The organism is Streptomyces sp. NPDC004435 (assembly GCF_042873895.1).
Classification (GTDB): domain Bacteria; phylum Actinomycetota; class Actinomycetes; order Streptomycetales; family Streptomycetaceae; genus Streptomyces.
In genome coordinates this window covers 52,552-73,203 of the sequence record NZ_JBIAMB010000022.1, presented here as the reverse complement: position 1 = coordinate 73,203, position 20,652 = coordinate 52,552, and the positions used below count along the sequence as shown (strand labels likewise).

The 20,652-nt window shown below is 73.4% G+C and carries 24 protein-coding genes; 14 read left to right on the top strand and 10 right to left on the bottom strand.

Going from position 1 to position 20,652, the window contains the following annotated elements:
- Positions 1-326: 326 nt before the first annotated feature.
- Together ACFYT9_RS31910 and ACFYT9_RS31905 are read right to left on the bottom strand one after the other, a co-directional pair.
- Complete coding sequence (locus tag ACFYT9_RS31910) at positions 327-1,007, bottom strand: response regulator transcription factor (RefSeq protein ID WP_189853754.1); 681 nt, start codon at positions 1,005-1,007, stop codon at positions 327-329.
- Positions 1,004-2,233 (bottom strand): ATP-binding protein, encoded by a 1,230-nt coding sequence (locus ACFYT9_RS31905; RefSeq protein WP_351102995.1) that lies wholly within the window; start codon positions 2,231-2,233, stop codon positions 1,004-1,006. The genes ACFYT9_RS31910 and ACFYT9_RS31905 overlap by 4 nt, the downstream gene beginning before the upstream one ends.
- Before the next feature lie 266 nt (positions 2,234-2,499).
- On the opposite strand from ACFYT9_RS31905, the gene phoU reads away from it, so the two are divergent.
- Both phoU and ACFYT9_RS31895 read left to right on the top strand, forming a co-directional pair.
- Positions 2,500-3,180, top strand: coding sequence for a phosphate signaling complex protein PhoU (gene phoU / locus ACFYT9_RS31900; RefSeq protein ID WP_030750464.1), 681 nt, complete (start codon positions 2,500-2,502; stop codon positions 3,178-3,180).
- Between the two features lie 136 nt (positions 3,181-3,316).
- On the top strand, positions 3,317-3,460 hold the full coding sequence (locus ACFYT9_RS31895; RefSeq protein ID WP_376601202.1) for a hypothetical protein: 144 nt from the start codon (positions 3,317-3,319) through the stop codon (positions 3,458-3,460).
- Between the two features lie 58 nt (positions 3,461-3,518).
- On the opposite strand, the gene ACFYT9_RS31890 is transcribed toward ACFYT9_RS31895, so the two are convergent.
- Positions 3,519-3,986, bottom strand: a complete 468-nt coding sequence (locus ACFYT9_RS31890) for a GNAT family N-acetyltransferase (RefSeq protein ID WP_387272486.1) — start codon at positions 3,984-3,986, stop codon at positions 3,519-3,521.
- Positions 3,987-4,121: 135 nt separating this feature from the next.
- On the opposite strand from ACFYT9_RS31890, the gene ACFYT9_RS31885 reads away from it, so the two are divergent.
- Both ACFYT9_RS31885 and ACFYT9_RS31880 read left to right on the top strand, forming a co-directional pair.
- Entirely contained in the window at positions 4,122-4,655 is a 534-nt protein-coding gene (locus tag ACFYT9_RS31885; RefSeq protein ID WP_387272488.1) for a hypothetical protein, read from the top strand.
- Between the two features lie 5 nt (positions 4,656-4,660).
- Positions 4,661-5,047 (top strand): hypothetical protein, encoded by a 387-nt coding sequence (locus ACFYT9_RS31880; RefSeq protein ID WP_389169240.1) that lies wholly within the window; start codon positions 4,661-4,663, stop codon positions 5,045-5,047.
- Between the two features lie 22 nt (positions 5,048-5,069).
- On the opposite strand, the gene ACFYT9_RS31875 is transcribed toward ACFYT9_RS31880, so the two are convergent.
- Entirely contained in the window at positions 5,070-5,828 is a 759-nt protein-coding gene (locus tag ACFYT9_RS31875; RefSeq protein ID WP_387272492.1) for a phosphoglyceromutase, read from the bottom strand.
- Positions 5,829-5,953: 125 nt separating this feature from the next.
- Here ACFYT9_RS31875 and ACFYT9_RS31870 point away from each other — a divergent pair, with 125 nt between their 5' ends.
- The gene (locus ACFYT9_RS31870; protein ID WP_389169238.1) at positions 5,954-7,321 is read left to right on the top strand and encodes an MDR family MFS transporter; all 1,368 of its coding nucleotides are present in this window, start codon (positions 5,954-5,956) and stop codon (positions 7,319-7,321) included.
- Here the strand turns inward: ACFYT9_RS31870 and ACFYT9_RS31865 are convergent.
- A complete protein-coding gene (locus ACFYT9_RS31865) occupies positions 7,248-7,799 on the bottom strand; it encodes a YbjN domain-containing protein (RefSeq protein ID WP_389169236.1) in 552 nt (183 codons plus the stop codon). The genes ACFYT9_RS31870 and ACFYT9_RS31865 overlap by 74 nt on opposite strands.
- A complete protein-coding gene (mshA, locus tag ACFYT9_RS31860; RefSeq protein WP_387272498.1) occupies positions 7,792-9,162 on the bottom strand; it encodes a D-inositol-3-phosphate glycosyltransferase in 1,371 nt (456 codons plus the stop codon). The genes ACFYT9_RS31865 and mshA overlap by 8 nt, the downstream gene beginning before the upstream one ends.
- Positions 9,163-9,340: 178 nt before the next feature.
- Here mshA and ACFYT9_RS31855 point away from each other — a divergent pair, with 178 nt between their 5' ends.
- From ACFYT9_RS31855 to ACFYT9_RS31845, 3 genes are all read left to right on the top strand, one after another.
- On the top strand, positions 9,341-10,144 hold the full coding sequence (locus ACFYT9_RS31855) for a class I SAM-dependent methyltransferase (protein WP_387272500.1): 804 nt from the start codon (positions 9,341-9,343) through the stop codon (positions 10,142-10,144).
- 341 nt (positions 10,145-10,485) lie between these two features.
- Positions 10,486-11,541, top strand: coding sequence for a C40 family peptidase (locus ACFYT9_RS31850; RefSeq protein ID WP_376601189.1), 1,056 nt, complete (start codon positions 10,486-10,488; stop codon positions 11,539-11,541).
- 356 nt (positions 11,542-11,897) lie between these two features.
- On the top strand, positions 11,898-13,181 hold the full coding sequence (locus tag ACFYT9_RS31845; RefSeq protein WP_376601187.1) for a PP2C family protein-serine/threonine phosphatase: 1,284 nt from the start codon (positions 11,898-11,900) through the stop codon (positions 13,179-13,181).
- A gap of 140 nt (positions 13,182-13,321) precedes the next feature.
- Here ACFYT9_RS31845 and ACFYT9_RS31840 read toward each other — a convergent pair whose 3' ends face one another.
- From ACFYT9_RS31840 to ACFYT9_RS31830, 3 genes are all read right to left on the bottom strand, one after another.
- On the bottom strand, positions 13,322-13,669 hold the full coding sequence (locus ACFYT9_RS31840; RefSeq protein ID WP_362182278.1) for a DUF2516 family protein: 348 nt from the start codon (positions 13,667-13,669) through the stop codon (positions 13,322-13,324).
- A gap of 95 nt (positions 13,670-13,764) precedes the next feature.
- Positions 13,765-14,376: a hypothetical protein gene (locus ACFYT9_RS31835; RefSeq protein WP_389169234.1), complete on the bottom strand. Its 612-nt coding sequence runs from the start codon at positions 14,374-14,376 to the stop codon at positions 13,765-13,767.
- A gap of 29 nt (positions 14,377-14,405) precedes the next feature.
- Complete coding sequence (locus ACFYT9_RS31830; RefSeq protein WP_376598092.1) at positions 14,406-14,822, bottom strand: helix-turn-helix domain-containing protein; 417 nt, start codon at positions 14,820-14,822, stop codon at positions 14,406-14,408.
- A gap of 101 nt (positions 14,823-14,923) precedes the next feature.
- Between ACFYT9_RS31830 and ACFYT9_RS31825 the strand changes: the two genes are divergently transcribed.
- The 4 genes from ACFYT9_RS31825 to ACFYT9_RS31810 all read left to right on the top strand — a co-directional run bounded on the left by ACFYT9_RS31825 (position 14,924) and on the right by ACFYT9_RS31810 (position 18,030).
- Positions 14,924-15,343: a helix-turn-helix transcriptional regulator gene (locus ACFYT9_RS31825; RefSeq protein WP_387272555.1), complete on the top strand. Its 420-nt coding sequence runs from the start codon at positions 14,924-14,926 to the stop codon at positions 15,341-15,343.
- 10 nt (positions 15,344-15,353) lie between these two features.
- A complete protein-coding gene (locus ACFYT9_RS31820) occupies positions 15,354-15,761 on the top strand; it encodes a VOC family protein (RefSeq protein ID WP_387272507.1) in 408 nt (135 codons plus the stop codon).
- Positions 15,762-15,915: 154 nt separating this feature from the next.
- Positions 15,916-16,401: a MarR family winged helix-turn-helix transcriptional regulator gene (locus ACFYT9_RS31815; RefSeq protein ID WP_387272509.1), complete on the top strand. Its 486-nt coding sequence runs from the start codon at positions 15,916-15,918 to the stop codon at positions 16,399-16,401.
- Between the two features lie 132 nt (positions 16,402-16,533).
- Positions 16,534-18,030, top strand: a complete 1,497-nt coding sequence (locus ACFYT9_RS31810; RefSeq protein ID WP_389169231.1) for an MFS transporter — start codon at positions 16,534-16,536, stop codon at positions 18,028-18,030.
- A gap of 7 nt (positions 18,031-18,037) precedes the next feature.
- On the opposite strand, the gene ACFYT9_RS31805 is transcribed toward ACFYT9_RS31810, so the two are convergent.
- Positions 18,038-18,820 (bottom strand): TetR/AcrR family transcriptional regulator, encoded by a 783-nt coding sequence (locus tag ACFYT9_RS31805; RefSeq protein WP_389169229.1) that lies wholly within the window; start codon positions 18,818-18,820, stop codon positions 18,038-18,040.
- A 115-nt stretch (positions 18,821-18,935) separates the two neighbouring features.
- On the opposite strand from ACFYT9_RS31805, the gene ACFYT9_RS31800 reads away from it, so the two are divergent.
- Positions 18,936-19,877, top strand: a complete 942-nt coding sequence (locus tag ACFYT9_RS31800; RefSeq protein WP_389169227.1) for an ATP-binding cassette domain-containing protein — start codon at positions 18,936-18,938, stop codon at positions 19,875-19,877.
- The gene (locus ACFYT9_RS31795) at positions 19,870-20,640 is read left to right on the top strand and encodes an ABC transporter permease (RefSeq protein ID WP_387272517.1); all 771 of its coding nucleotides are present in this window, start codon (positions 19,870-19,872) and stop codon (positions 20,638-20,640) included. The genes ACFYT9_RS31800 and ACFYT9_RS31795 overlap by 8 nt, the downstream gene beginning before the upstream one ends.
- Positions 20,641-20,652: the final 12 nt, after the last annotated feature.

Here is a 20,652-nt window from a genome sequence, read left to right as displayed (position 1 = left end):
CGGGGGGGGGGGGGGGCGCGCCGGGGGGCGGGGGGGGGGGGCCGCGGGGGCGCCCCCCCCCCCCCCCCCCCGGGCGGGGGGGCGGGGGCCCCCCCGGGGGGGGGCCCCCCCCCCCCCCCGCCCACGGCCCTACAGCGCGGGCGCGCGGGATCCTACGGCTCGAACTTGTAGCCCAGGCCGCGGACCGTCACCAGATAGCGCGGGGCGCCCGGGTCGGGCTCGAACCCCGCCCCGCACGCGCCCCTCGCACCGCTCGGCCCCAGGGGCCTCCCGGGCATCGGGACGCTGTGCCGGACTCCGTCCGGCCTCGGCGCGGGCCCGGGATCCTACGGCTCGAACTTGTAGCCCAGGCCGCGGACCGTCACCAGGTAGCGCGGGGCTCCCGGGTCGGGCTCGATCTTGGCGCGGAGGCGCTTGACGTGGACGTCGAGGGTCTTGGTGTCGCCGACGTAGTCGGCGCCCCAGACGCGGTCGATGAGCTGCATGCGGGTGAGGACGCGGCCCGCGTTGCGGAGCAGCATCTCCAGGAGGTCGAACTCCTTCAGGGGGAGGTCGATCTTGCCGCCGGCGACCGTCACCACGTGCCGGTCGACGTCCATGCGGACCGGGCCGGCCTCCAGCGCCGCCGGGGTGACCTCCTCCGGCTCGCCGCGGCGGCGGAGCACCGCGCGGATGCGGGCGACCAGCTCGCGGGAGGAGAAGGGCTTCGTCACGTAGTCGTCGGCTCCTATCTCCAGCCCGACGACCTTGTCGATCTCGCTGTCCTTCGCGGTCACCATGATGACCGGGACGTTGGAGCGGCCGCGCAGCTGCCGGCAGACCTCCGTGCCGGGCAGGCCGGGCAGCATCAGGTCGAGGAGGACGAGGTCCGCTCCGTTGCGCTCGAACTCGTCGAGTCCGTCGGGGCCGGTCGCCGCCACGGCGACCTCGAAGCCTTCTTTGCGGAGCATGTACGACAGGGCGTCGCTGAAGGATTCCTCATCCTCGACGACAAGGACTCGGGTCACGGAAGGACCTCCGGTGCAGGAAGCGGTTCGGTCATGAGATCGGGGGTGAGGGAGGCGGGGGTCCGGCGGTCCCTCGCGGAGCCCGCCTCGGGCAGCCGCAGGGTGAACGTGGAGCCCTGACCCTCGGTGCTCCACACCGTGACCTCTCCGCCGTGCGAGGCGGCCACGTGCTTGACGATCGCGAGCCCGAGCCCCGTACCGCCGGTGGCACGCGAGCGTGCCGGGTCGACGCGGTAGAAGCGCTCGAAGATCCGCTCGCGGTCCTTCTCCGGGATGCCGATGCCCTGGTCGGTCACGGCTATCTCGATGAGGTCCCCGCCGGGGGCCGCGACGCGGCGGGCGGCGATGCCCACGCGGGTCCGGGCCGGCGAGTAGTTGACGGCGTTCTCGACCAGATTGCCGAGGGCGGCGGCGAGCTGGCCCCGGCTGCCCCAGACGAACAGGTCGGCGGAGCCTCCGGACGCCATGGTGATCTGCTTGGTGGAGGCCGGGTGGCGCGAGCGGTCGATCGCCTCGGCGACCAGTTCGTCCACGGACACCGGCTCGGAGTCCTCCAGCGGGTCGTCGTTCTGCACCCGCGAGAGGTCGATGAGCTCCTGGACCAGGTTGGTCAGCCGGGTCGCCTCGATCTGCATCCGGCCCGCGAAGCGCATGACGGCCTCGGGGTCGTCCGAGGCGTCCATGACGGCCTCGGAGAGCAGGGAGAGCGCCCCGACCGGGGTCTTCAGCTCGTGGCTCACGTTCGCGACGAAGTCGCGCCGTACGGCTTCGATGCGGCGCGCCTCCGTCAGGTCCTCGACCAGGAGCAGTACGAGCCGCGAGCCGAGCGGGGCGACCCGCGCGGAGACCGCGAGGGCCTCGCCGCGGCCGCCGCCGCGCCGGGGCAGGTCCAGCTCGACCTGGCGTATCTCCCCGTCCCTGCGCGTGTCGCGGGCCATGTTGAGCATCGGCTCCACGGCCAGCTTCCCGCCGCGGACGAGCCCGAGGGCGTACGCCGCCGAGCTCGCCTTCACCACGGAGTCGCTCTCGTCGAGCACGACCGCGGAGGAGCGCAGCACGGAGAGCACGGTGTCGACGCCGGGCGGCAGCACGGCGTCGGTGTGCAGGGAGGTACGGGTCGGTCGCGCCTGGTCGCGTTCGCTCCAGCGGAACGCCAGCATGGCGATCACGCCGGTGCACACGCCGGCGATCGCGGCCAATGCGGCGACCGCCGCGTTCACGTCCATGCCATCCAGGTTATGCGTGGTCACGGACACTCTCCCAGCCGTCCGAGTGGCTGCTCGAACACTCGTCGCTCAGAGTTCACCCTGGGGACGGGGGCGGTTCATTTGCCCCGCGGGGCATCGCCCCCCGCGTCGCCCAGAGTTCACCTTCAGGACCGGGGCGGTTCACGTGAGGGGATGGAGCCGGACGCACAGGGGGCCGAACGTGGGAGCGTGGGGTCCTGAGCGACCACCCGATGAAGAGAGCACTGCCGGAGAGAGGGACATCCATGCGGGACGCGTACCACGAGGAACTCGATTCGATCGGCGAGGGCCTGGTCGAGATGGCCCGGCTGGTCGGTTCGGCGATCGGGCGCGCCACCACGGCGATGCTCGACGCGGACCTGAAGCTCGCGGAGAGCGTGATCGCGGCGGACCAGAAGGTCGACGACCTCCAGCACGACCTGGAGGCGCGGGCGATAGCGCTGCTCGCGCGCCAGCAGCCGGTGGCGACGGACCTGCGGATCGTGGTCACCTCGCTGCGGATGAGCGCCGACCTGGAGCGCTCGGGCGACCTGGCCCAGCACGTGGCCAAGCTGACCCGGCTGCGCTTCCCTGACCGTGCGGTCCCCAACGACCTGCACGCGACCATCCTCCAGATGGGCCAGCTCGCGCAGCGCCTGATGGCGAAGGCCGCCGAGGTCATCATCACCAAGGACGTCGACCTGGCGATGCAGCTGGAGCAGGACGACGACGAGATGGACCTGCTGCACCGGGCGCTCTTCCAGCACCTGATGGACGACCGGTGGAAGCACGGCATCGAGACGGCCGTGGACGTGACGCTGCTGGGCCGGTACTACGAGCGGTTCGCCGACCACGCGGTGTCGGTGGCGAAGCGGGTCGTCTACCTGGTGACCGGTGAGCACGCGGACGAGCTCCAGCCGACGGACACGCCGGTCGAGGGCGCGTAGGGCGTACGCGGGTCCGCTGGGGCACTCGGGGGGCGCACAGGCGCGCGGGGCTTCCGTGCGCCGTTGATGCGCCGGTCCGTAAGGGCATGGAATGGGGGACGAGGGACGAACCGCGTCCCGCGAGGGAGGGACCCCCATGGCCGATTCCCCCATCACGACCGACCCCTCCGCGGAGGCCCCGCGCGAGCGGTCGCCGCTGCCCCTCCTGGGCGCCTGCGGCTGTGGCCCCGGCTGCGGCTGCGGCTGCCAGGCGGGGGCGCCGTGCCAGTGCGGCGGCTGATCCGGCCGCCGCGAGGGAGGGGGAGGGGTCCCGCCGGGCCCCTCCCCCGCCCCGCCCGTCAGAGGTCGAGGACGCCGACGGTCTGGCCGCCGCTCTCCTCGCCGGTGGTGCGGAATCCGAGCCGGCGGTAGAACTCCCCGGGCCCGTCCTCGCCGGGCTCCCAGGTGACGTACATCCGCCGGACCCCGCGCCGGCGCAGCTCCTCGGCGACCGCGTCGACCGCGAAGCGGCCGTACCCCGCGCCCTGCGCGTCGGCTGAGATGTTCAGCCGCCACAGCCCGCTGCGCCGGTCCGCCGGATCCTCCTCCTCGCGCCAGGCGATGTCGTGGAAGGCCATCACGAAACCGACGAGCCGGTCGCCGTCGAGGATCAGGCGGGGCCAGGCGGTCTCTCCGTACGCGTACGCCTCGGCCAGCGACTTCACGACGGGGGCGACGTTCTTCTCCTGACGGGGGTGGACGCGCAGGGCGAGGGCGGCGTCCACGGTGGCCGGGGTGACCGGCTCCAGGCGCGGTGATCGTGTCATGCGGGGGACGGTAGCGAGCGGCACGGGCCACGGCGTCCCCTTTTCGGCCCCCGCCGGCCCCTCGGACCCCCTCCACCTCGGATTACCGTCGGTCACCCCTGGGCATCGGCGGCTCCGCCCGACAGAATTGCGGCCATGCCCTCCGCGCGAGCGATCCTCCTGACAGCGGCAGCGGCCGGTACCGCCGCGCTGCTGCTCACGGGCTGCTCGGCGCCGCCGGCCGGGCTGACGGGCGTCTCGGTGGCGGAGGACGGCACTCCGCTCGGCGTCCTCCTGATGTGCCGCGACCACGTGGACGGGGCGACGCTCCATCCGGGCGGCCGGCCGCCTGAGTCCGAGGAGACCACGGGCGCCTGGCGGCACGACGGGCAGGTCACCGGCTTCACCAGCTGGCCGCTGCTGCCGACCGCGGGCGCGCCCACGGCCGAACGGTGGACGGCGGAGCGGGAGGCGACCCGGCTGGAGAAGGGCCGGGCGTACCGGCTGTACGGCTGGACCTCGGACAACTCCTGGTCCACGGTGGCCGTCGAGTTCACCCCGGAGGACCTGGCCCGCCTGAAGCCGGGCCAGGTGCGCTACACCGTGGACGACGAGATCCGCACGACCTCCCTCGACGACTTCCGCGACCTCGCCTGCGACGAGGCGGCCGGCGGCCGCGAGGAGCACTGACGCCGATGGAACGGCACGAGCTGCAAGCTCTGTTGGCCGGCGACGACAAGGCGTGCGCCAGAGCCCGGGCCGTCCTCCGCGCCGGCGGCGAGTACAGCGTGGCGGATCGGGCGAAGGATCCGAGGGAGCATGCCGGGGTCTTCCGGGGCCGGCTCCTGCGCATGCGGAAGCGGGGACACGAACCCGAGGGACTGGAGCAAGTGGTGCGGATCCTCGGCTCTCACGGCTTCCCCGTGCGCTCCGGCCTGATCACGTCCGCCGACCGGGCGTGGTTCTCGCTCTTCTTCCTCGACCAGGACGCCACCGCCCTGGTCGCCTGCGCCACCTGGCCGGTTCCCCCGATCGCGGCCCGTCACGAAGAAGCCCCCTCCCTGCGGGAAGACCGCGGGTAGGGGGCTCTTTCGTGGGTGAGAGCTACTTCTTGCCCTGGTTCTTGACGGCCTCGATGGCGGCCGCGGCGGCCTCCGGGTCGAGGTAGGTGCCGCCGGGGTTGAGGGGCTTGAAGTTCTCGTCCAGCTCGTAGGCGAGCGGGATGCCGGTGGGGATGTTGAGGCCCGCGATGTCGGCGTCGGAGATGCCGTCGAGGTGCTTCACCAGGGCGCGGAGGCTGTTGCCGTGGGCGGCGACCAGGACCGTGCGGCCGGCGAGGAGGTCCGGGACGATGCCGTCGTACCAGTACGGGAGCATGCGCTCGACGACGTCCTTGAGGCACTCGGTCTGCGGGCGCAGCTCCGGCGGGATCGTCGCGTAGCGGGCGTCGCCGGCCTGCGAGTACTCGGCGTCGTCGGCGAGCGCCGGCGGCGGGGTGTCGTACGAGCGGCGCCACAGCATGAACTGCTCCTCGCCGAACTCGGCGAGGGTCTGCGCCTTGTCCTTGCCCTGGAGGGCGCCGTAGTGACGCTCGTTCAGGCGCCAGGAGCGGTGGACCGGGATCCAGTGGCGGTCCGCGGACTCCAGCGCGAGCTGGGCGGTGCGGATGGCGCGCTTCTGGAGGGAGGTGTGCAGAACGTCGGGGAGCAGGCCGGCGTCCTTGAGCAGCTCGCCGCCGCGCGTCGCCTCCTTCTCACCCTTCGCGGTGAGGTTCACGTCCACCCATCCGGTGAACAGATTCTTCTCGTTCCACTCGCTCTCGCCATGGCGGAGGAGGATCAGCTTGTACGGTGCGTCGGCCATGCGTACGAGCCTAATGGACCGCTGACGATTGACGCGCGTCGTCAATTCGCTGGCGTCCGCCAGCCGAGATGCGTAAGTTTCGAGAGCCATCGGAGGGACTTACAAGACCGGAGACACTGCCTCATATGTCCATCGCTTCTCTCAGACGATCGGCACGCGCCACCGTCTCCGGCCTCCCGCAGGGCTTCTGGTGGCTCTGGCTGTCGACCTTGGTCAACCGCACCGGGGCCTTCGTCCTGACGTTCCTCTCCCTCTACCTGACGACCGAGCTCGGGCACTCCGCGTGGTTCGCCGGTCTGGTCGTCGCCCTGCACGGTCTCGGCGGTGTCGCCGGGTCCCCGCTCGGCGGTGTGCTGACGGACCGGTGGGGACGCCGGCCCACGATGGTCACGATGCACCTGGCGTCCGCCGCCTGCGCCGGCGCGCTCGCCTTCGTCACCAGCGCCTGGGGCGTGGCCCTGGTCGTGCTGCTGATGGGCGTCTCCATGCAGGCGGTCCGCCCCTCCATCAACGCGACGATCGCCGACATGGTCCCCGCCGACGACGTCCGCCGGGCGTACGCCCTCAACTACTGGGCCCTGAACCTGGGCTTCGCCGTCGCCTCCATCGCCGGCGGCGCCGCCGCCTTCCTCGGCTACCGCACGCTCTTCCTCGTCGACGCCGTCGCCACCACGCTGTGCGCGATCATCGTCTTCCTGCGGCTGCCGGAGACCCGCCCCGAGCGAGCGGCGGCGAAGGCCGGCGAGAAGGCGGCCGAGGAGCGGGTGTCGATGCTGGACGTGCTGCGCGACGCGCCGTTCCGCACCCTCGTCCTGCTCAACCTGCTGGTCTGCGTGGTCTTCACCGCGCCCTGGATCGGGCTGCCGCTCACCATGGCCGAGCAGGGCCTGCCGCCGTCCTCGTACGGCATGGTGATCGCCGTCAACGGCATCGTGATCGTCGGCTTCCAGCTGCTGGTGAACAAGGTGACCGAGCGGCGCTCCCCGGTCGTCCTGCTGACCGTCTCCTCGCTGCTCTTCGCCGTCGGCACCGGCGCGACCGCGCTGGCCGGTTCGTCCGTGGCCTTCGCCGCGACCGTCATCGTGTGGACGATCGGCGAGATGGTGCACGTGCCGACGAACGCCGCCGCCACCGCGCGGCTCGCCCCGGAGCACGCCCGCGGGCGCTACCAGGGTGTGATGGGCATGTCGTGGGCGGTGGCCGGCTTCGTCGCCCCGGTGATGGCCGGCGCGGTCGTGGACGGGCCCGGTTCGGACGTCCTGTGGGCCGGCACCTTCGCCCTCGGCGTCGTCGCCGCCGTCGGCTACACCCTCCGGCTCCGCAAGGCGCTGCGCGAGGAGGAGCCGGTGGTGGACACGGTGGTGGACCCCGCGGTGGAGGTGGTGGAGGCCGGGAAGGGAGGGGCCGTGGAGAAGGCGGTCAGTCCCGCTCCGGTGCCGGCTCCCGCTCCGGTGCCGGCTCCGGCGCCGTCGTCTCCCGCGTCAGGCTCCTGAAGGCGTCGAGGTTGCGCGTCGACTCCCCGCGGGAGACCCGCCAGGCGTACTCCCGCCGGATGGCCGACGCGAAGCCGAGTTCGAGCAGCGTGTTGAAGTCGCCGTCCGCCGCCTCCAGGACCGAGCCGAGCAGCCGGTCCAGCTCCTCCGGCGTGACGGCGGCCAGCGGGAGCTTGCCGGCGAGGTAGATGTCGCCGAGCGGGTCGATCGCGTAGCCCACCCCGTACAGCCTGAGGTTCCGTTCGAGGAGCCAGCGGTGGACGCCCGCCTCGTTCTCGTCGGGGTGGCGGACGACGAAGGCGTTGAGCGAGAGCGAGTGGCGGCCGAGGCGCAGCGACAGCGTCGTGGACAGCTTGCGGGTGCCGGGGAGCTTGACCACGTACGAGCCCGGTTCGGGGCTCTCCCACTCCAGCTCCGCCTCGTCGAGCGTGCCCTCGACGATCCGCCGTGCGTCCCGAGCGTCCTGAGCGTCAGCCATGGTGGGAGCGTACGCGACGGTGGTGCGCGCGCTGCCTGTGGTCGTGCATGGCGGCCGTGTACACGTCGGCGGTGGCCGAGGCGGCCGTGTCCCAGCCGAAGGACCCGGCGTGCCGGGCGGCCGCCTCGCCCATCCGGACGGTGAGCTCCGGGTCGGCGGCGAAACGCTCCAGCACGCGCGCGTAGTCCGCGGGGTCGTGCCCCTGCACCAGGAAGCCGGTCCGCTCGTCCCGTACGGCGACGGGCAGACCGCCCACCGCGGCCGCCACGACCGGCGTGCCGGCGGCCTGCGCCTCGATCGCGACCAGGCCGAAGGACTCGCTGTACGAGGGCATGACGAGGACCGACGCGGCCCGGAACCAGTCCGCGAGCCGCTCCTGGCCCACCGGCGGGTGGAAGCGCACCAGATCCGCGATGCCCAGCCGGGCGGCGAGCTTCTGCAGCTGCTCCGGCTTGGCGAGGCCGCTGCCGCTGGGTCCGCCGACCACCGGCACCACCATGCGGGAGCGCAGCGAGGGGTCGCGGTCGACCATCAGGGCGGCGGCGCGCAGCAGGATGTCCGGGGCCTTCAGCGGCTGGATGCGGCCGGCGAAGACGGGGACGAAGGCGTCCGGCGGGAGGCCGAGGCGGGCGCGGGCGGCGGCCCTGCCGTCGGCGGGCCGGAACCGGTCGAGGTTGACCCCCGGGTGGACGACCGCGATCTTGCCGGGGTCCGCCTCGTAGAAGCGGGCCAGCTCGTCGGCCTCCTCGGTGGTGTTGGCGATCAGCCGGTCGGCGGCGGCGACGATCTGCGTCTCGCCGATGACCCGGGCGGCGGGCTCGGGGGTGTCGCCCTCGGCGAGCGAGGCGTTCTTGACCTTGGCCATGGTGTGCATGGCGTGGACGAGCGGGACGCCCCACCGCTCGGCGGCGAGCCAGCCGACGTGGCCGGAGAGCCAGTAGTGCGAGTGGACCAGGTCGTAGTGGCCGGGGCGGTGGCCCGCCCACGCCTGCATCACGCCGTGCGTGAAGGCGCAGAGCTGGGCCGGCAGCTCCTCCTTGGCCAGCCCCTCGTACGGGCCGGCGTCCACGTGCCGCACCAGGACGCCGGGCGCCAGCTCGACCACGTGGTCGAGGCCGCCGGTGGTGGCCCGGGTGAAGATCTCGACCTCGATGTCGATCGCGGCGAGCCGCTTGGCGAGCTCCACGATGTAGACGTTCATGCCGCCCGCGTCGCCGGTGCCCGGCTGGTGGAGCGGGGAGGTGTGCACGGAGAGCATGGCCACCCGGCGCGGGGTCCGGGGGCGGCCCGGCAGCCACAGCCGGGACGGGGCTGCCGGGTGCCGGTGCCGGGTGCCGGCGAACCGGGACACGTACTGGCTCACTGCGGCGGTCCTTCCGCGAGAGGGGCCTGGCGTGCGGACATGACAGGCGGAGGGCGCGGTACACGTCCTCCGCCCCGCACAACACCGGAACGGTTCCTTTCATTTCCCCCGCCCCCGGCGCTTTGCCAATTCATTACGCGGAGGCCTCCTCGCCCTCCCGCTCCGTATCCTTCCTCCCATGGCCCCGCGCACCACCCGCCCCGTCGGCACCCCGACCCGCGGGACCACCAACCCGAACCGGCTGCGCCGCATGGACCGCTGGATCGCCGCCGTCCACGGCCCCGCCCTGCGCCGCTCCCCCGAACCGCCCGTCGCGGTGGACCTCGGATACGGGGCCGCCCCCTGGACCGCCGTGGAGCTGCTCGCCCGGCTGCGCGCCGCCGAGCCGCGGACCCTGCTGTACGGGATCGAGATCGAGCCGGCGCGGGTCGAGGCCGCGAAGCCGTACGAGGAGCGGCACGAGGGGCTGTCCTTCGTGCACGGCGGCTTCGAGGTGCCGGTGCCGGGCGCGCCCGCGCTGATCCGGGCCGCGAACGTGCTGCGCCAGTACGACGAGGAGCGGGTCACGGCCGTGTGGGAGCGGCTGTGCGGGCGGCTCGCGCCCGGCGGGCTGCTGGTCGAGGGGACCTGCGACGAGATCGGGCGCCGGCACGTGTGGGTGGCGCTGGACCGGGGCGGGCCGCGCACGGTCACCTTCGCGACCCGGCTCGGCTCCCTCGACCGCCCCTCCGACCTCGCGGAGCGCCTGCCGAAGGCGCTGATCCACCGCAACGTGCCGGGCGAGCCGGTCCACGCCTTCCTGCGGGACTTCGACCGGGCCTGGGCGGCGGCCGCGCCGTACGCCTCCCTGGGCGCCCGGCAGCGCTGGATCCGCTCGGTCCGCGACCTGGCCGGGGAGTGGCCGGTCGTGGACGGTCCGAAGCGGTGGCGGCAGGGCGAGGTGACGCTCCTCTGGGAGGCGCTGGCCCCGGGCGGCGGCTGAGCCGCCCGCGCCGCTCCCGGCACTCCCGGCACTCCCGGCGCCGGGTCGCCGCCCGCCTGACCTCCGGCGCCCGCGTGACCCCCGGACGCCCGCTTGACCCCCGGACGCCCACGGGTGACCCCCGGACGCCCAGGTGTCTCCCCGGTGTCCGGGGGGCCACCGGCGCACCACATTCCTCCCTCATGACCCCGGGACGGGAACGTCACGCGCTCATCGACCGTCACTCTGGCGGGGTACCTGTCGTTTTCCCGTTCCGCGTGGCACTATCGCCAGGACCACATAAGTTACTGACGGTAAATCAGAAAGTGGCCGAGGGGGAACCCGGTCACGAGGGGGAGCCAGTGGACCGACGACGCCGACGTCCGTACGCCGCCGCGGTCACCGTGGCCTGCGCCCTGGCCCTGCTGGCCGGCCCGGCGCTCACCCTCCAGGCCGCCGCCGCCCCGCTGCCGCCGCCCCCGCCGAAGAAGACCCTCGAACAGGTGCGTACGGAGATCGACGGTCTCTACCGGCAGGCGGCCGCCGCCACCGACGCGTACAACCTCGCCGAGGAGCGCACCGAGAAGCAGTCCGCCGAGATCGTCCGGCTCGCCCGCATGATCGAGGGCGGCCGCAAGCGGATCGACACCCTCAAGGCCCAGGCCGGCGCCACCGCCCGCGCCCAGTACCGCAACGGCGGCCTCCCCGACGGCGCCCAGTTCGCCCTCGCCGGCGACCCCCAGCTCTTCCTCGACACCGCGGGCCGGCTCCGCGAGGGCGCCAAGGCCACCACCGACCTCATCGGCGAACTCTCCCGCGCCCAGGCCGAACTGGACACCTACGCGAGCGAGGCCGGCGACCACTGGACCACGCTGGAGGCCGACCGCGTCCGGCAGGCCGAGGCGAAGAAGGAGATCAACGGCAAGATCGCCGCCGCGAAGAAGCTGGAGAGCGAGCTCGCCGCCGAGGAGCGCGAGCGGCTGCGCCGGCTGGAGGAACAGGCCCGGCAGCGGGCCCAGACGAAGTGGCTCGGCTCCGGCATCCTCGCCGAACTCACCACCGAGGCCACCCCGGAGAGCCGCAAGGCGATCGAGTCCGCCCTCGCCCAGGTCGGCAAGCCGTACGTGTGGGGCGCCGAGGGCCCCGACTCCTTCGACTGCTCGGGGCTGACCCAGTCCGCCTGGGGCGCCGCCGGCAAGCCGATCCCGCGCACCTCCCAGGAGCAGTGGCGGCTGCTCCCCCGCGTGCAGCCGAAGGACATGCGCCCCGGAGACCTGATCGTCTACTTCCAGGACGCCAGCCACATCGGCATGTACATCGGCGACGGGAAGATGGTGCACGCGCCCCGCCCCGGGCGGAACGTCACCGTCGCGGGCGCCGGCTCGATGGAGATCCTCGGCATAGTCCGCCCGTCCTGACGGCCCCGGGCGCCTCCCGCCCGGCCGAGCGTCCCACGCGGCGCCCCCGTCCAGGCAGCGGACGCCCGACCTGACACATCGCCCCGAGTGACCTTTCTCATGGGTCAGGGACCCACCCGTGCCTGCTCGGGGCGCAACTACCTCCCCTTCCGCGGCATATGCCAACGCGTGCCGGGCCGCCCACGGAGTGATCGCCATTCCGCTGCGCGCCGCACTGCCGCTATGGTCCCGGACGGGCGGGATGCCACCCGGCGCCCGGCGCACCCTCGGGGGAGGGAAGGAAACCCGAACCGATGCCCGTATCCGTACCGCGCCAGAGAATCGTCTCTGCTGCGGGGCAAGGCGAGACCACCGCCATGGACGCCACCGCTGTGACAGACACAGGAACAGGCACAGGAACAGGAACACCGGCCACCGCGGAAGCCCCCGCGACGGCCGACCGCGACCGCACCGACCTCACCCTCCTGGTCGTCGAGGACGACCCGGCGGGTGCCCTCGCCGTACCCGAACTGCTCGACGCGGCCGGCGCCTCCGGCACCCGGATCCGCATCCGTACCGCCCGCAACCTCACCGAGGCCGAGCGGCTCCTCACCGACGACGTGCACTGCGTGCTCGTCGACCTCTCGCTGCCCGCGCCCCGCGGCGCGTCCGGCGAGGACCCGCTCGCCGGACTGCGGCACATCCTGCGCCTCGCGCCCCGGCACGCCGTCCTCGCCCTGGCCCCCTCGGCCGACCCGGAGCTGGCCGCGGAGGCGGTACGGGTCGGGGCCCAGGACCACCTCTTCCGCGAGGAGCTGGACGGCCGGCTGCTGAGCCGCGCCCTCCGGTACGCGGTCGAGCGCAAGCGCAACGACGCCGCCAAGGTGAAGCTCGCCGAGTCCCGGCTGCGCGCCCAGGAGAACGCCCGGCTGGAGCGCGGCCTCCTGCCCACCCCGCTCCTGGAGGGCTCCGACCTGGCCTTCGCGGCGAGCTACCGGCCCGGCCGGTCCCGGGCACTGCTCGGCGGCGACTTCTACGACGTCGTCCGCACCCCGGACGGCACCGTCCACGCCATGATCGGCGACGTCTGCGGCCACGGCCCGGACGAGGCCGCCCTCGGCGTCGAGCTGCGGATCGCCTGGCGCGCACTGACCTTCGCCGGGCTCTGCGGGGACGAGCTGCTCTCCACGCTCCAGCAGGTCCTGGAGCACGAGCGGGAGAGCGAGGAGATCTTCGCGACGCTCTGCACGGTCGACATCGCGCCCGACGGGCGCCGGGCCGGGCTCTGCCTGGCCGGACACCCGGCCCCGCTGGTCTCCCAGCGGGGCGGGACGGCGCGGCTCCTGCCGTACGAGGACGGGGGCCCCGCCCTGGGCCTGCTGCCGCGGGCGCGCTGGCCTCGCCGGCAGGTCGAGCTGGGCGGGGCGTGGAGCCTGCTGCTCTACACCGACGGCCTGATCGAGGGCCGGACGGCCGGCCCGGGGTCGCCGCGGCTCGGGCAGGACGGCATGGTCGGGATGATCAACCGGCAGCTGGCCGGCGGACTGCACGGCGAGGCGCTCCTGGAGGCGGCGATGGCCGAGGCCCGGGCGCTGAACGGCGGCGAGCTCACGGACGACGTGGCGCTGCTCGCCCTGGAACGGGGCGGGGCCCGGGGATAAGTCCCCGGGCCCCGCCCGCCGTACCCGCCTCGCCTCCGGCGTCACCGGCGCCGTACGCACGCGCCGCCGGTGGTGTCACCGGCCGCCGTGCGCCCTCGCCGCCGGTGACACCCGCAGCCGTGCGCGCTCTCGCTCCGGTGTCACCGGCCGCCGTTGTAGGGGCCGTACGGTCCGTCGCTGCTGGAGCCGCCGCGCCGGCCGCCACCGCCGCCGCCCATCACCTGCTTGAGGGCGGGCCGCACGTCCACCATGAAGACGATCGCGGCGATCAGGCCGGCGATCAGGAGGAAGAGCAGCCCGGGCAGGAGGAGGTTCAGGGCGAGATTGACCCCGAGCAGGATCAGCCAGAACTTCTTCGTCTGCTTGTCCGCGGCCCGGTAGGCGTCCTCGCGGACCAACGCCGCGATGACGAACGAGGCGATCGCGAAGCCGGTGAAGACCAGGAACATCAGCAGGTTGAGGGTGTTGTCGAACCGGTCCATCAGCATGCTGAACACCGCCTAGGGGGTCATGGGGTACGTACGCCTCGCGGTCAACGTACCCGTTTCAACGCGTCGGGCCCCAGAAATCGTGCCCGGGTCCGCTATTCGGCCTCGGCGGAGGCGGCGGCCGGCTTCTTGGCGGGGGTCTTGCGGGCGGCGGGCTTGCGGGCCGGCGCCTTCTTGACCACCGGCTCCCCGGCGGCCTCCGGAGCCTCGGGGGCCTCGGACGTCACGGAAGCCTCGGACGCCACGGAGGCCTCCGGCCGCTCGTCCGCCGGCTCCGGCTCGACCACGACCGCGATCTCGGTGATCGTGTCCGCCGTCTCGCCGCGCCAGGCGCGGACGGTCTCCTCGCCGCGGGCGGCGACCTCCTCGTACTTCTCGCGCGCCTTGACCGCGTACTCGGCGGCCACGCCGACACCCCGCAGGGCCAGGTCCTGCGCGGTCTCGCCCAGCTTCTTGAAGTCGGTGTCGAGCGCCCCGACGACCTCGGCGACCTTCGCCTGGACGACGGACTGGGCCTCCTTGGCCCGGTCGGTCACCTTCTCCTGGACGGCCTTGGGGTCGGTGTTCCGGACGGCCTCGATCCGGCCGGGCGCCTCCGCGGCGAGCTGCTCGATCAGGCCGGGCACCTTCCGGGCCTGCTGCACGGCGAGCTCGGCGGTGCCGGCGGCGAAGTAGAGAGGGGTACGCAGTTCGTCGATGATGGCCATGCTGGTGGTCCTCCCGGTGGGCGTACGGTCTAGCGCGAAGGCGGCGTGGCATCGGAGGCGGCGCTCTCCGCCGCGTTCCCCGCGGCGTTCTCCGCCGCGTTCTCCTTGCGGAAGGAGTCGTAGATCTGGAGCAGCACCTGCTTCTGCCGCTCGCTGATCGAGGGATCGGCCAGGATGACGGCGCGCGTCTCCAGCTCCTCCCGCTCCCTCTCGTCGAGGATCCCGGCCCGTACGTAGAGCGTCTCGGCCGAGATCCGCAGGGCCTTGGCGACCTGCTGGAGCACCTCGGCGCTGGGCTTGCGCAGCCCGCGCTCGATCTGGCTCAGGTACGGGTTCGACACCCCGGCCGCCTCGGCGAGCTGCCGGAGCGAGAGCTGCGCGGTGCGCCGCTGCTCGCGCAGGTACTCGCCGAGGCTGCCGAGATTGCCGACGTTGAGCGATGCCATGGTGCGTACCCTGCCACCGCTTGCTAACTATTGCAAGCAAGTGCTTGCTGGAGTGTTCGCGGGGGCGGGGCGCCGGTACCGTGAAGGGCGTGACGACCCGCATACCGCTCGACGACCTCCGGCGCCTGCGCAAGGCGCGGGACCGGATGGACCGGGACTACACGCAGCCGCTGGACGTGCCGGCGCTCGCGCGGACGGCGCTGATGTCCGCCGGGCACTTCGCGCGGAGCTTCCGGAGCGCCTTCGGGGAGACCCCGTACAGCTATCTGATGACCCGGCGGATCGAGCGCGCCAAGGCGCTGCTGCGGCGCGGCGACCTGTCGGTGACGGACGTCTGCATGGAGGTGGGGTGTACGTCGCTGGGATCGTTCAGCTCGCGCTTCACCCAGTTGGTGGGCGAGACCCCGAGCGCCTACCGGGCGCGCGAGCACGGCGCCGACGCCGGGCTGCCCGCCTGCGTCGCCAAGGTGGTCACGCGACCGGTCAGGAACGGAGAAGCGCGGCCCGGCGGCGCTCCCTAGCGTGGAGCCCATGGACATCAACCTGCACCAGTGCTTCATCGCCGTCGACGACCACGAGGCCGCCCTCGGCTTCTACCGCGACGCGCTCGGCTTCGAGATCCGCAAGGACGTCGACTTCGGCGGCATGCGCTGGGTGACCCTCGGGTCGCCCGCGCAGCCGGACGTCGAGATCGTCCTCGAACCGCCGCTGGCCGACCCCGGCGCCACCGAGGAGGACCGCAAGGCCGTCGCCGAACTTCTCGCCAAGGGCCTGCTGCGCGGGGTCAACCTCCGCACGGCCGACGTGGACGCGGCCTTCGAGAAGGTCCGGGCGGCCGGGGCCGACGTGCTCCAGGAGCCGGTGGACCAGCCGTACGGCGTCCGCGACTGCGCCTTCCGCGACCCGGCCGGGAACATGATCCGGATCGTCCAGGCCTGACGTGACCCCACCCTGAGCCCGACTCGGAGCCCCCGCCCGTGAGCTCCGCCCCGAGCCGCGCCACGAGCCCCGTGAGCCCCGCCACGACCCCCGCCCCGAACCCGTCCCGTTCCGGACCGTCCGGAACGGATCGGTTCTGGCTACCCTGGCGGACATGACCGCCATGAGCCCCCGCCGCAGCGAGCCCGACCTCTCCTACCTCCTCGACCACACCAGTCACGTCCTGCGCACCCGCATGGCGACGGAGCTGGCGGAGATCGGGCTCACCGCCCGGATGCACTGCGTCCTCGTCCACGCCCTGGAGGAGGAGCGGACCCAGGCGCAGCTCGCGGAGATCGGCGACATGGACAAGACGACGATGGTCGTCACCGTGGACGCCCTGGAGAAGGCCGGACTCGCGGAGCGGCAGCCCTCCAGCACGGACCGGCGGGCGCGGATCATCGCCGTCACCGAGGCGGGCGCGCGGGTCGCCGAGGAGAGCCGGCGGATCGTGGACGGCGTCCACGCGCAGGCCCTCGACTCGCTCCCGGAGGAGGAGCGGGAGGTGCTGGTGCGCGCGCTGGGACGGCTGGCGGAAGGACATCTGAGGACGCCGGCCGAGGGGCCGGCGACCACGCGCAGGGCCCGCCAGAAGAGCTGAGACCCGCCCACGAATCGCCCACGACCCGCCCACCACCCACCCCCGCCCCCAAATTTCCTCTCCTAAAAAATAGTCTGTAACAAAACCTTCTGCTAGCGTCTCTCCTGTCGCCTCCACCGACAGGAGAGTTCCATGCGTGCCATCCGCCCCCGCGCACAGTCCCGCCCCGAGCCCCGCTCCCTCGCCCTCGCCGTCCTCGCGAGCGCCATGCTCATGACCGTCCTCGACGGCAGCATCGTCACCGTCGCCATGCCCGCCGTCCAGGCGGACCTCGGCTTCACCCCGGCCGGACTGAGCTGGGTCGTCAACGCCTACCTGATCGCCTTCGGCTCGCTGCTCCTGCTCGCCGGACGGCTCGGCGACCTCATCGGGCGCAAGCGCATGTTCCTCGCCGGGACGGCCGTCTTCACCGGCGCGTCACTCCTCGCCGCCGTCGCCGCCTCCCCCGCCGTCCTCATCGCCGCCCGCTTCCTCCAGGGCGCCGGCAGCGCGATGTCCTCCGCCGTCAGCCTCGGCATCCTCGTGACGCTCTTCACCGAGCCGCGCGAACGCGCCCGCGCCATCGCCGTGTTCAGCTTCACCGGAGCGGCCGGAGCCTCCCTGGGGCAGGTCCTCGGCGGGCTCCTCACCGACGCCCTCTCCTGGCACTGGATCTTCTTCATCAACCTGCCCATCGGCGCCGCCGCGATCGCCCTCGCCGCCCGCGCGCTCCCCGCCGACCGGGGTCTCGGCCTGCGCGCCGGTGCCGACACGCTCGGCGCGCTGCTGGTCACCGGGGGCCTGATGACCGGCATCTACGCGGTCGTGCGGATCGAGGAGTTCGGTGCCGCCTCCGCCCACACCCTCGGCCTGGGCGCACTCGCCCTCGCCCTGCTCGCCGGCTTCCTGGTCCGCCAGCGCCGGGCCACGACACCCCTGATGCCGCTGCGGATCCTCCGCTCCCGCGCGGTCGCCGGCGCCAACCTCGTCCAGCTGCTCATGGTCGCCGCCCTGTTCTCCTTCCAGGTCCTGGTCGCCCTCTACCTCCAGAAGGTCCAGGGGTACGGCGCCACCGCGACCGGCCTCGCCATGCTGCCCGCCGCCCTGGTCATCGGCGCCGTCTCGCTCGGCGTCGCGGCCCGGCTCATCACCCGCTTCGGCGAGCGCGCGGTGCTGCTCACCGGGATCACGCTCCTCGTCGGCGTGCTGGGCCTGCTGACCCGGGTGCCCGTGCACGCCTCGTACGCCGTCGACCTGCTCCCGGTGATGCTGCTCGCCGCCGGCTTCGGACTGGCGCTGCCCGCCCTCACCGCGCTCGGCATGTCGGGCGCCGACGAGGCCGACGCGGGCCTGGCCTCCGGGCTCTTCAACACCACCCAGCAGATCGGCATGGCCCTCGGCGTCGCCGTCCTCACCACCCTGGCCGCCGCCCGCACCGAGGCGCTCGACGCGGCGGGCAGGACCGCCGCCGAGGCCCTGACCGGCGGCTACCGGCTCGCCTTCGCCGTCGGTACGGGGCTGCTGCTCGCCGCCCTCGCCGTCGCGGCGACCGTGCTCCGCCCCCGGAAGACCCAGGACCCGACCCCGCCCCGGAACCAGAACCCGGCCCCCTCGTCCCCCGCCAGGTCCGGCATCACCACGGCCGCCTGACCGGCCTTCAGGAAGCGCGGCCCTCCACGAGGGCCGCGACGCCGTCCAGGATCCGGGCGAGACCGAAGCGGAACTCGTCGTCCGGATCATCGGCGTGGTCGAGGACCCCCGAGTCGATCACCTTCGCGACCTCCGGGAACGCCTCCGGGTCGACCAGCCTGCGCAGGGTGCGGCTGTACTGGAGCATGGCCTCCTGGGGCTCGGCCCCGGCGGCCTCCACCGCCTCGGCCAGCTCCGCCATCATCAGCGCCTCGTTCTTCACGAACCCGGCCAGGAGCAGCGTCACCGCCAGCTTCTCGCCCGCGTCCAGGCCCGTGCCGGCCATCGCGCGCAGCAGCTGCTCCCACCAGGCGACCCCGTTCGGGGTCGAGGGCGGCCCGGAGACCGGGACCCGCAGGAGCCACGGGGAGCGCCGGTAGATCTCGCGCAGCTCCCGGGCCACGCGCTCCAGCCCTTCGCGCCAGCCCGCCTCCGGGTCCACGAGCCCCTCCGGCGGGGCGCCCGTCGCCGCCTCCTGCATCAGCACGTACAGCTCCTGCTTGGCGGAGACGTACCGGTAGAGGGACATGGTGGAGACGCCCAGCTCCTTGGCGACCCGCCCCATCGAGACGGCCGCCAGCCCCTCCGCGGAGGCGAGCTCCACGGCGGCGGCGACGATCCGGTCCTGGCTCAGTCCGGGCTTGGGTCCCTTGGTGGGGCGCTCGCGCAGGCCCCAGACGGCCTCGATCGACGGCGGCAGATACGTCCCACCACTCTCCGGGGCCGCCCGTCCGTCCTTGTCGCCCGCCATCCGCGCCGCCTCCCGACCTCGCTCGCTTGACGCCCATCCTAGTAATGCGTAACCCTTACACAGTAACGCGTAGGGCATACGCAGTACGCCGCGAGCGCGGCAGAAGGGGACAGCCATGCCTCCCGCCATCGAAACCACCGGCCTGACCAAGACCTACGGAACCGTCCGCGTCCTCGACGCCCTCGACCTCAGCGTCGAGACCGGCACCGTCTTCGCCCTCCTCGGGCCCAACGGCGCCGGCAAGACCACCACCGTCCGCATCCTCACCACCCTCACCGCCCCCGACGGCGGGCACGCGCGCGTGGCGGGCCACGACGTCGTCACCGAACGCCGGGCCGTCCGCCGCGCCATCAGCCTCACCGGCCAGTACGCGGCCGTCGACGAGACCCTGACCGGCGCCGAGAACCTCCGCCTCGCCGCCCGCCTCTCCGGCCTCTCCCGCAAGGCCGCCGCCCGCCGCGCCGACGAACTCCTCGAACGCTTCCGGCTCACCGACGCCCGCGACCGGCAGTCCAAGACGTACTCCGGAGGCATGCGCCGCCGCCTCGACCTCGCCGCCGGCCTCGTCCGCGACCCCGGCACCACCAAGGTCGTCTTCCTCGACGAACCCACCACCGGCCTCGACCCGCGCAGCCGGCAGGAGCTCTGGGACGTCGTCCGCGAGCTCTCCGCCCACGGCACCACCGTCTTCCTCACCACCCAGTACCTGGAGGAGGCCGACCGGCTCGCCCACCGCATCGCCGTCCTCGGCGGCGGCCGCACCCTCGCCGAAGGCACCGCCCAGGAACTGAAGAACCGTTACGCGGGCCACCGCCTCGACCTCGTCGCCCGCGACCGCGAGGCGTACCTCCGGCTCACCCCGCACGCCACCGCCCACACCCCGGAGACCCTCACCCTCGGCGTCCCCACCGACGGCACCGCCGCCCACGTCCGCGCCCTGCTCGACACCCTCGACCCGCACCGCACCGACATCGAGCGCTTCACCCTGCACAGCGCCACCCTCGACGACGTCTTCCTGCACCTGACCAGCACCCCGAAGGAGCCGAGCCATGTCTGACCGGGCCGCCGGACCGCTCGCCACCACCACCGCGCTCGTCGGGCGCGGTGTCCTCCTCAGCCGGCGCAACCTCGACGCCGTCATCACCTCGCTGATGATGCCGGTGCTCCTGATGCTGGTCTTCGTCTACTTCTTCGGCGGGGCCATCGACACCGGCCACGACCAGTACGTCACCTACGTCGTCCCCGGCGTGATCGTCCTGTGCGCCGGCTTCGGCTCCGCCGGCGCCGCCGTCACCGTCAGCGACGACATGCGGCGCGGCACCGTCGACCGGCTCCGCACCCTCGACGTCGGCGGCATCCCCTTCCTCACCGGACACGTCGCCGCCACCGTCGCCCGCAACCTCCTGGCCACCACGCTCGTCCTCGGCGTCGCCGCCCTCATCGGCTTCCGCCCCGCCGCCACCCCCGCCGGCTGGCTCGCCGCGATCGCCCTGCTCCTCGCCTACATCACGGTGATCTCCTGGCTCTCCGCCGCGGCCGGCCTCCTCGCCCGCACCCCCGAAGCGGCCAACGCCTTCACCTTCTTCATGATGTTCCTGCCCTACCCGAGCAGCGCCTTCGTGCCCATCGACACCATGCCGACCTGGCTGCACGGCTTCGCCGAGCACCAGCCCGTCACCCCGCTCATCGAGTCCATGCGCGGTCTCCTCCTCGACCAGCCGGTCGGCGACGCGCCCTGGGTCGCCCTCACCTGGCTCGGCGGCCTCATGATCCTGGCCGTCACCGCCTCCGGCGCCCTCTTCCGCCTCCGTACCCGGTGACGGACCCGCGGG

What these genes read in the sequence shown, in the direction of transcription:
- ACFYT9_RS31905 (WP_351102995.1), bottom strand. Translation starts at nt 2,233, where the DNA reads ATGGACGTGAACGCGGCGGTCGCCGCATTGGCCGCGATCGCCGGCGTG.
- phoU (WP_030750464.1), top strand. Translation starts at nt 2,500, where the DNA reads ATGCGGGACGCGTACCACGAGGAACTCGATTCGATCGGCGAGGGCCTG.
- ACFYT9_RS31895 (WP_376601202.1), top strand. Translation starts at nt 3,317, where the DNA reads ATGGCCGATTCCCCCATCACGACCGACCCCTCCGCGGAGGCCCCGCGC.
- ACFYT9_RS31890 (WP_387272486.1), bottom strand. Translation starts at nt 3,986, where the DNA reads ATGACACGATCACCGCGCCTGGAGCCGGTCACCCCGGCCACCGTGGAC.
- ACFYT9_RS31885 (WP_387272488.1), top strand. Translation starts at nt 4,122, where the DNA reads ATGCCCTCCGCGCGAGCGATCCTCCTGACAGCGGCAGCGGCCGGTACC.
- ACFYT9_RS31880 (WP_389169240.1), top strand. Translation starts at nt 4,661, where the DNA reads ATGGAACGGCACGAGCTGCAAGCTCTGTTGGCCGGCGACGACAAGGCG.
- ACFYT9_RS31875 (WP_387272492.1), bottom strand. Translation starts at nt 5,828, where the DNA reads ATGGCCGACGCACCGTACAAGCTGATCCTCCTCCGCCATGGCGAGAGC.
- ACFYT9_RS31870 (WP_389169238.1), top strand. Translation starts at nt 5,954, where the DNA reads ATGTCCATCGCTTCTCTCAGACGATCGGCACGCGCCACCGTCTCCGGC.
- ACFYT9_RS31865 (WP_389169236.1), bottom strand. Translation starts at nt 7,799, where the DNA reads ATGGCTGACGCTCAGGACGCTCGGGACGCACGGCGGATCGTCGAGGGC.
- ACFYT9_RS31855 (WP_387272500.1), top strand. Translation starts at nt 9,341, where the DNA reads ATGGCCCCGCGCACCACCCGCCCCGTCGGCACCCCGACCCGCGGGACC.
- ACFYT9_RS31845 (WP_376601187.1), top strand. Translation starts at nt 11,898, where the DNA reads ATGGACGCCACCGCTGTGACAGACACAGGAACAGGCACAGGAACAGGA.
- ACFYT9_RS31840 (WP_362182278.1), bottom strand. Translation starts at nt 13,669, where the DNA reads ATGCTGATGGACCGGTTCGACAACACCCTCAACCTGCTGATGTTCCTG.
- ACFYT9_RS31835 (WP_389169234.1), bottom strand. Translation starts at nt 14,376, where the DNA reads ATGGCCATCATCGACGAACTGCGTACCCCTCTCTACTTCGCCGCCGGC.
- ACFYT9_RS31830 (WP_376598092.1), bottom strand. Translation starts at nt 14,822, where the DNA reads ATGGCATCGCTCAACGTCGGCAATCTCGGCAGCCTCGGCGAGTACCTG.
- ACFYT9_RS31820 (WP_387272507.1), top strand. Translation starts at nt 15,354, where the DNA reads ATGGACATCAACCTGCACCAGTGCTTCATCGCCGTCGACGACCACGAG.
- ACFYT9_RS31815 (WP_387272509.1), top strand. Translation starts at nt 15,916, where the DNA reads ATGACCGCCATGAGCCCCCGCCGCAGCGAGCCCGACCTCTCCTACCTC.
- ACFYT9_RS31810 (WP_389169231.1), top strand. Translation starts at nt 16,534, where the DNA reads ATGCGTGCCATCCGCCCCCGCGCACAGTCCCGCCCCGAGCCCCGCTCC.
- ACFYT9_RS31805 (WP_389169229.1), bottom strand. Translation starts at nt 18,820, where the DNA reads ATGGCGGGCGACAAGGACGGACGGGCGGCCCCGGAGAGTGGTGGGACG.
- ACFYT9_RS31800 (WP_389169227.1), top strand. Translation starts at nt 18,936, where the DNA reads ATGCCTCCCGCCATCGAAACCACCGGCCTGACCAAGACCTACGGAACC.
- ACFYT9_RS31795 (WP_387272517.1), top strand. Translation starts at nt 19,870, where the DNA reads ATGTCTGACCGGGCCGCCGGACCGCTCGCCACCACCACCGCGCTCGTC.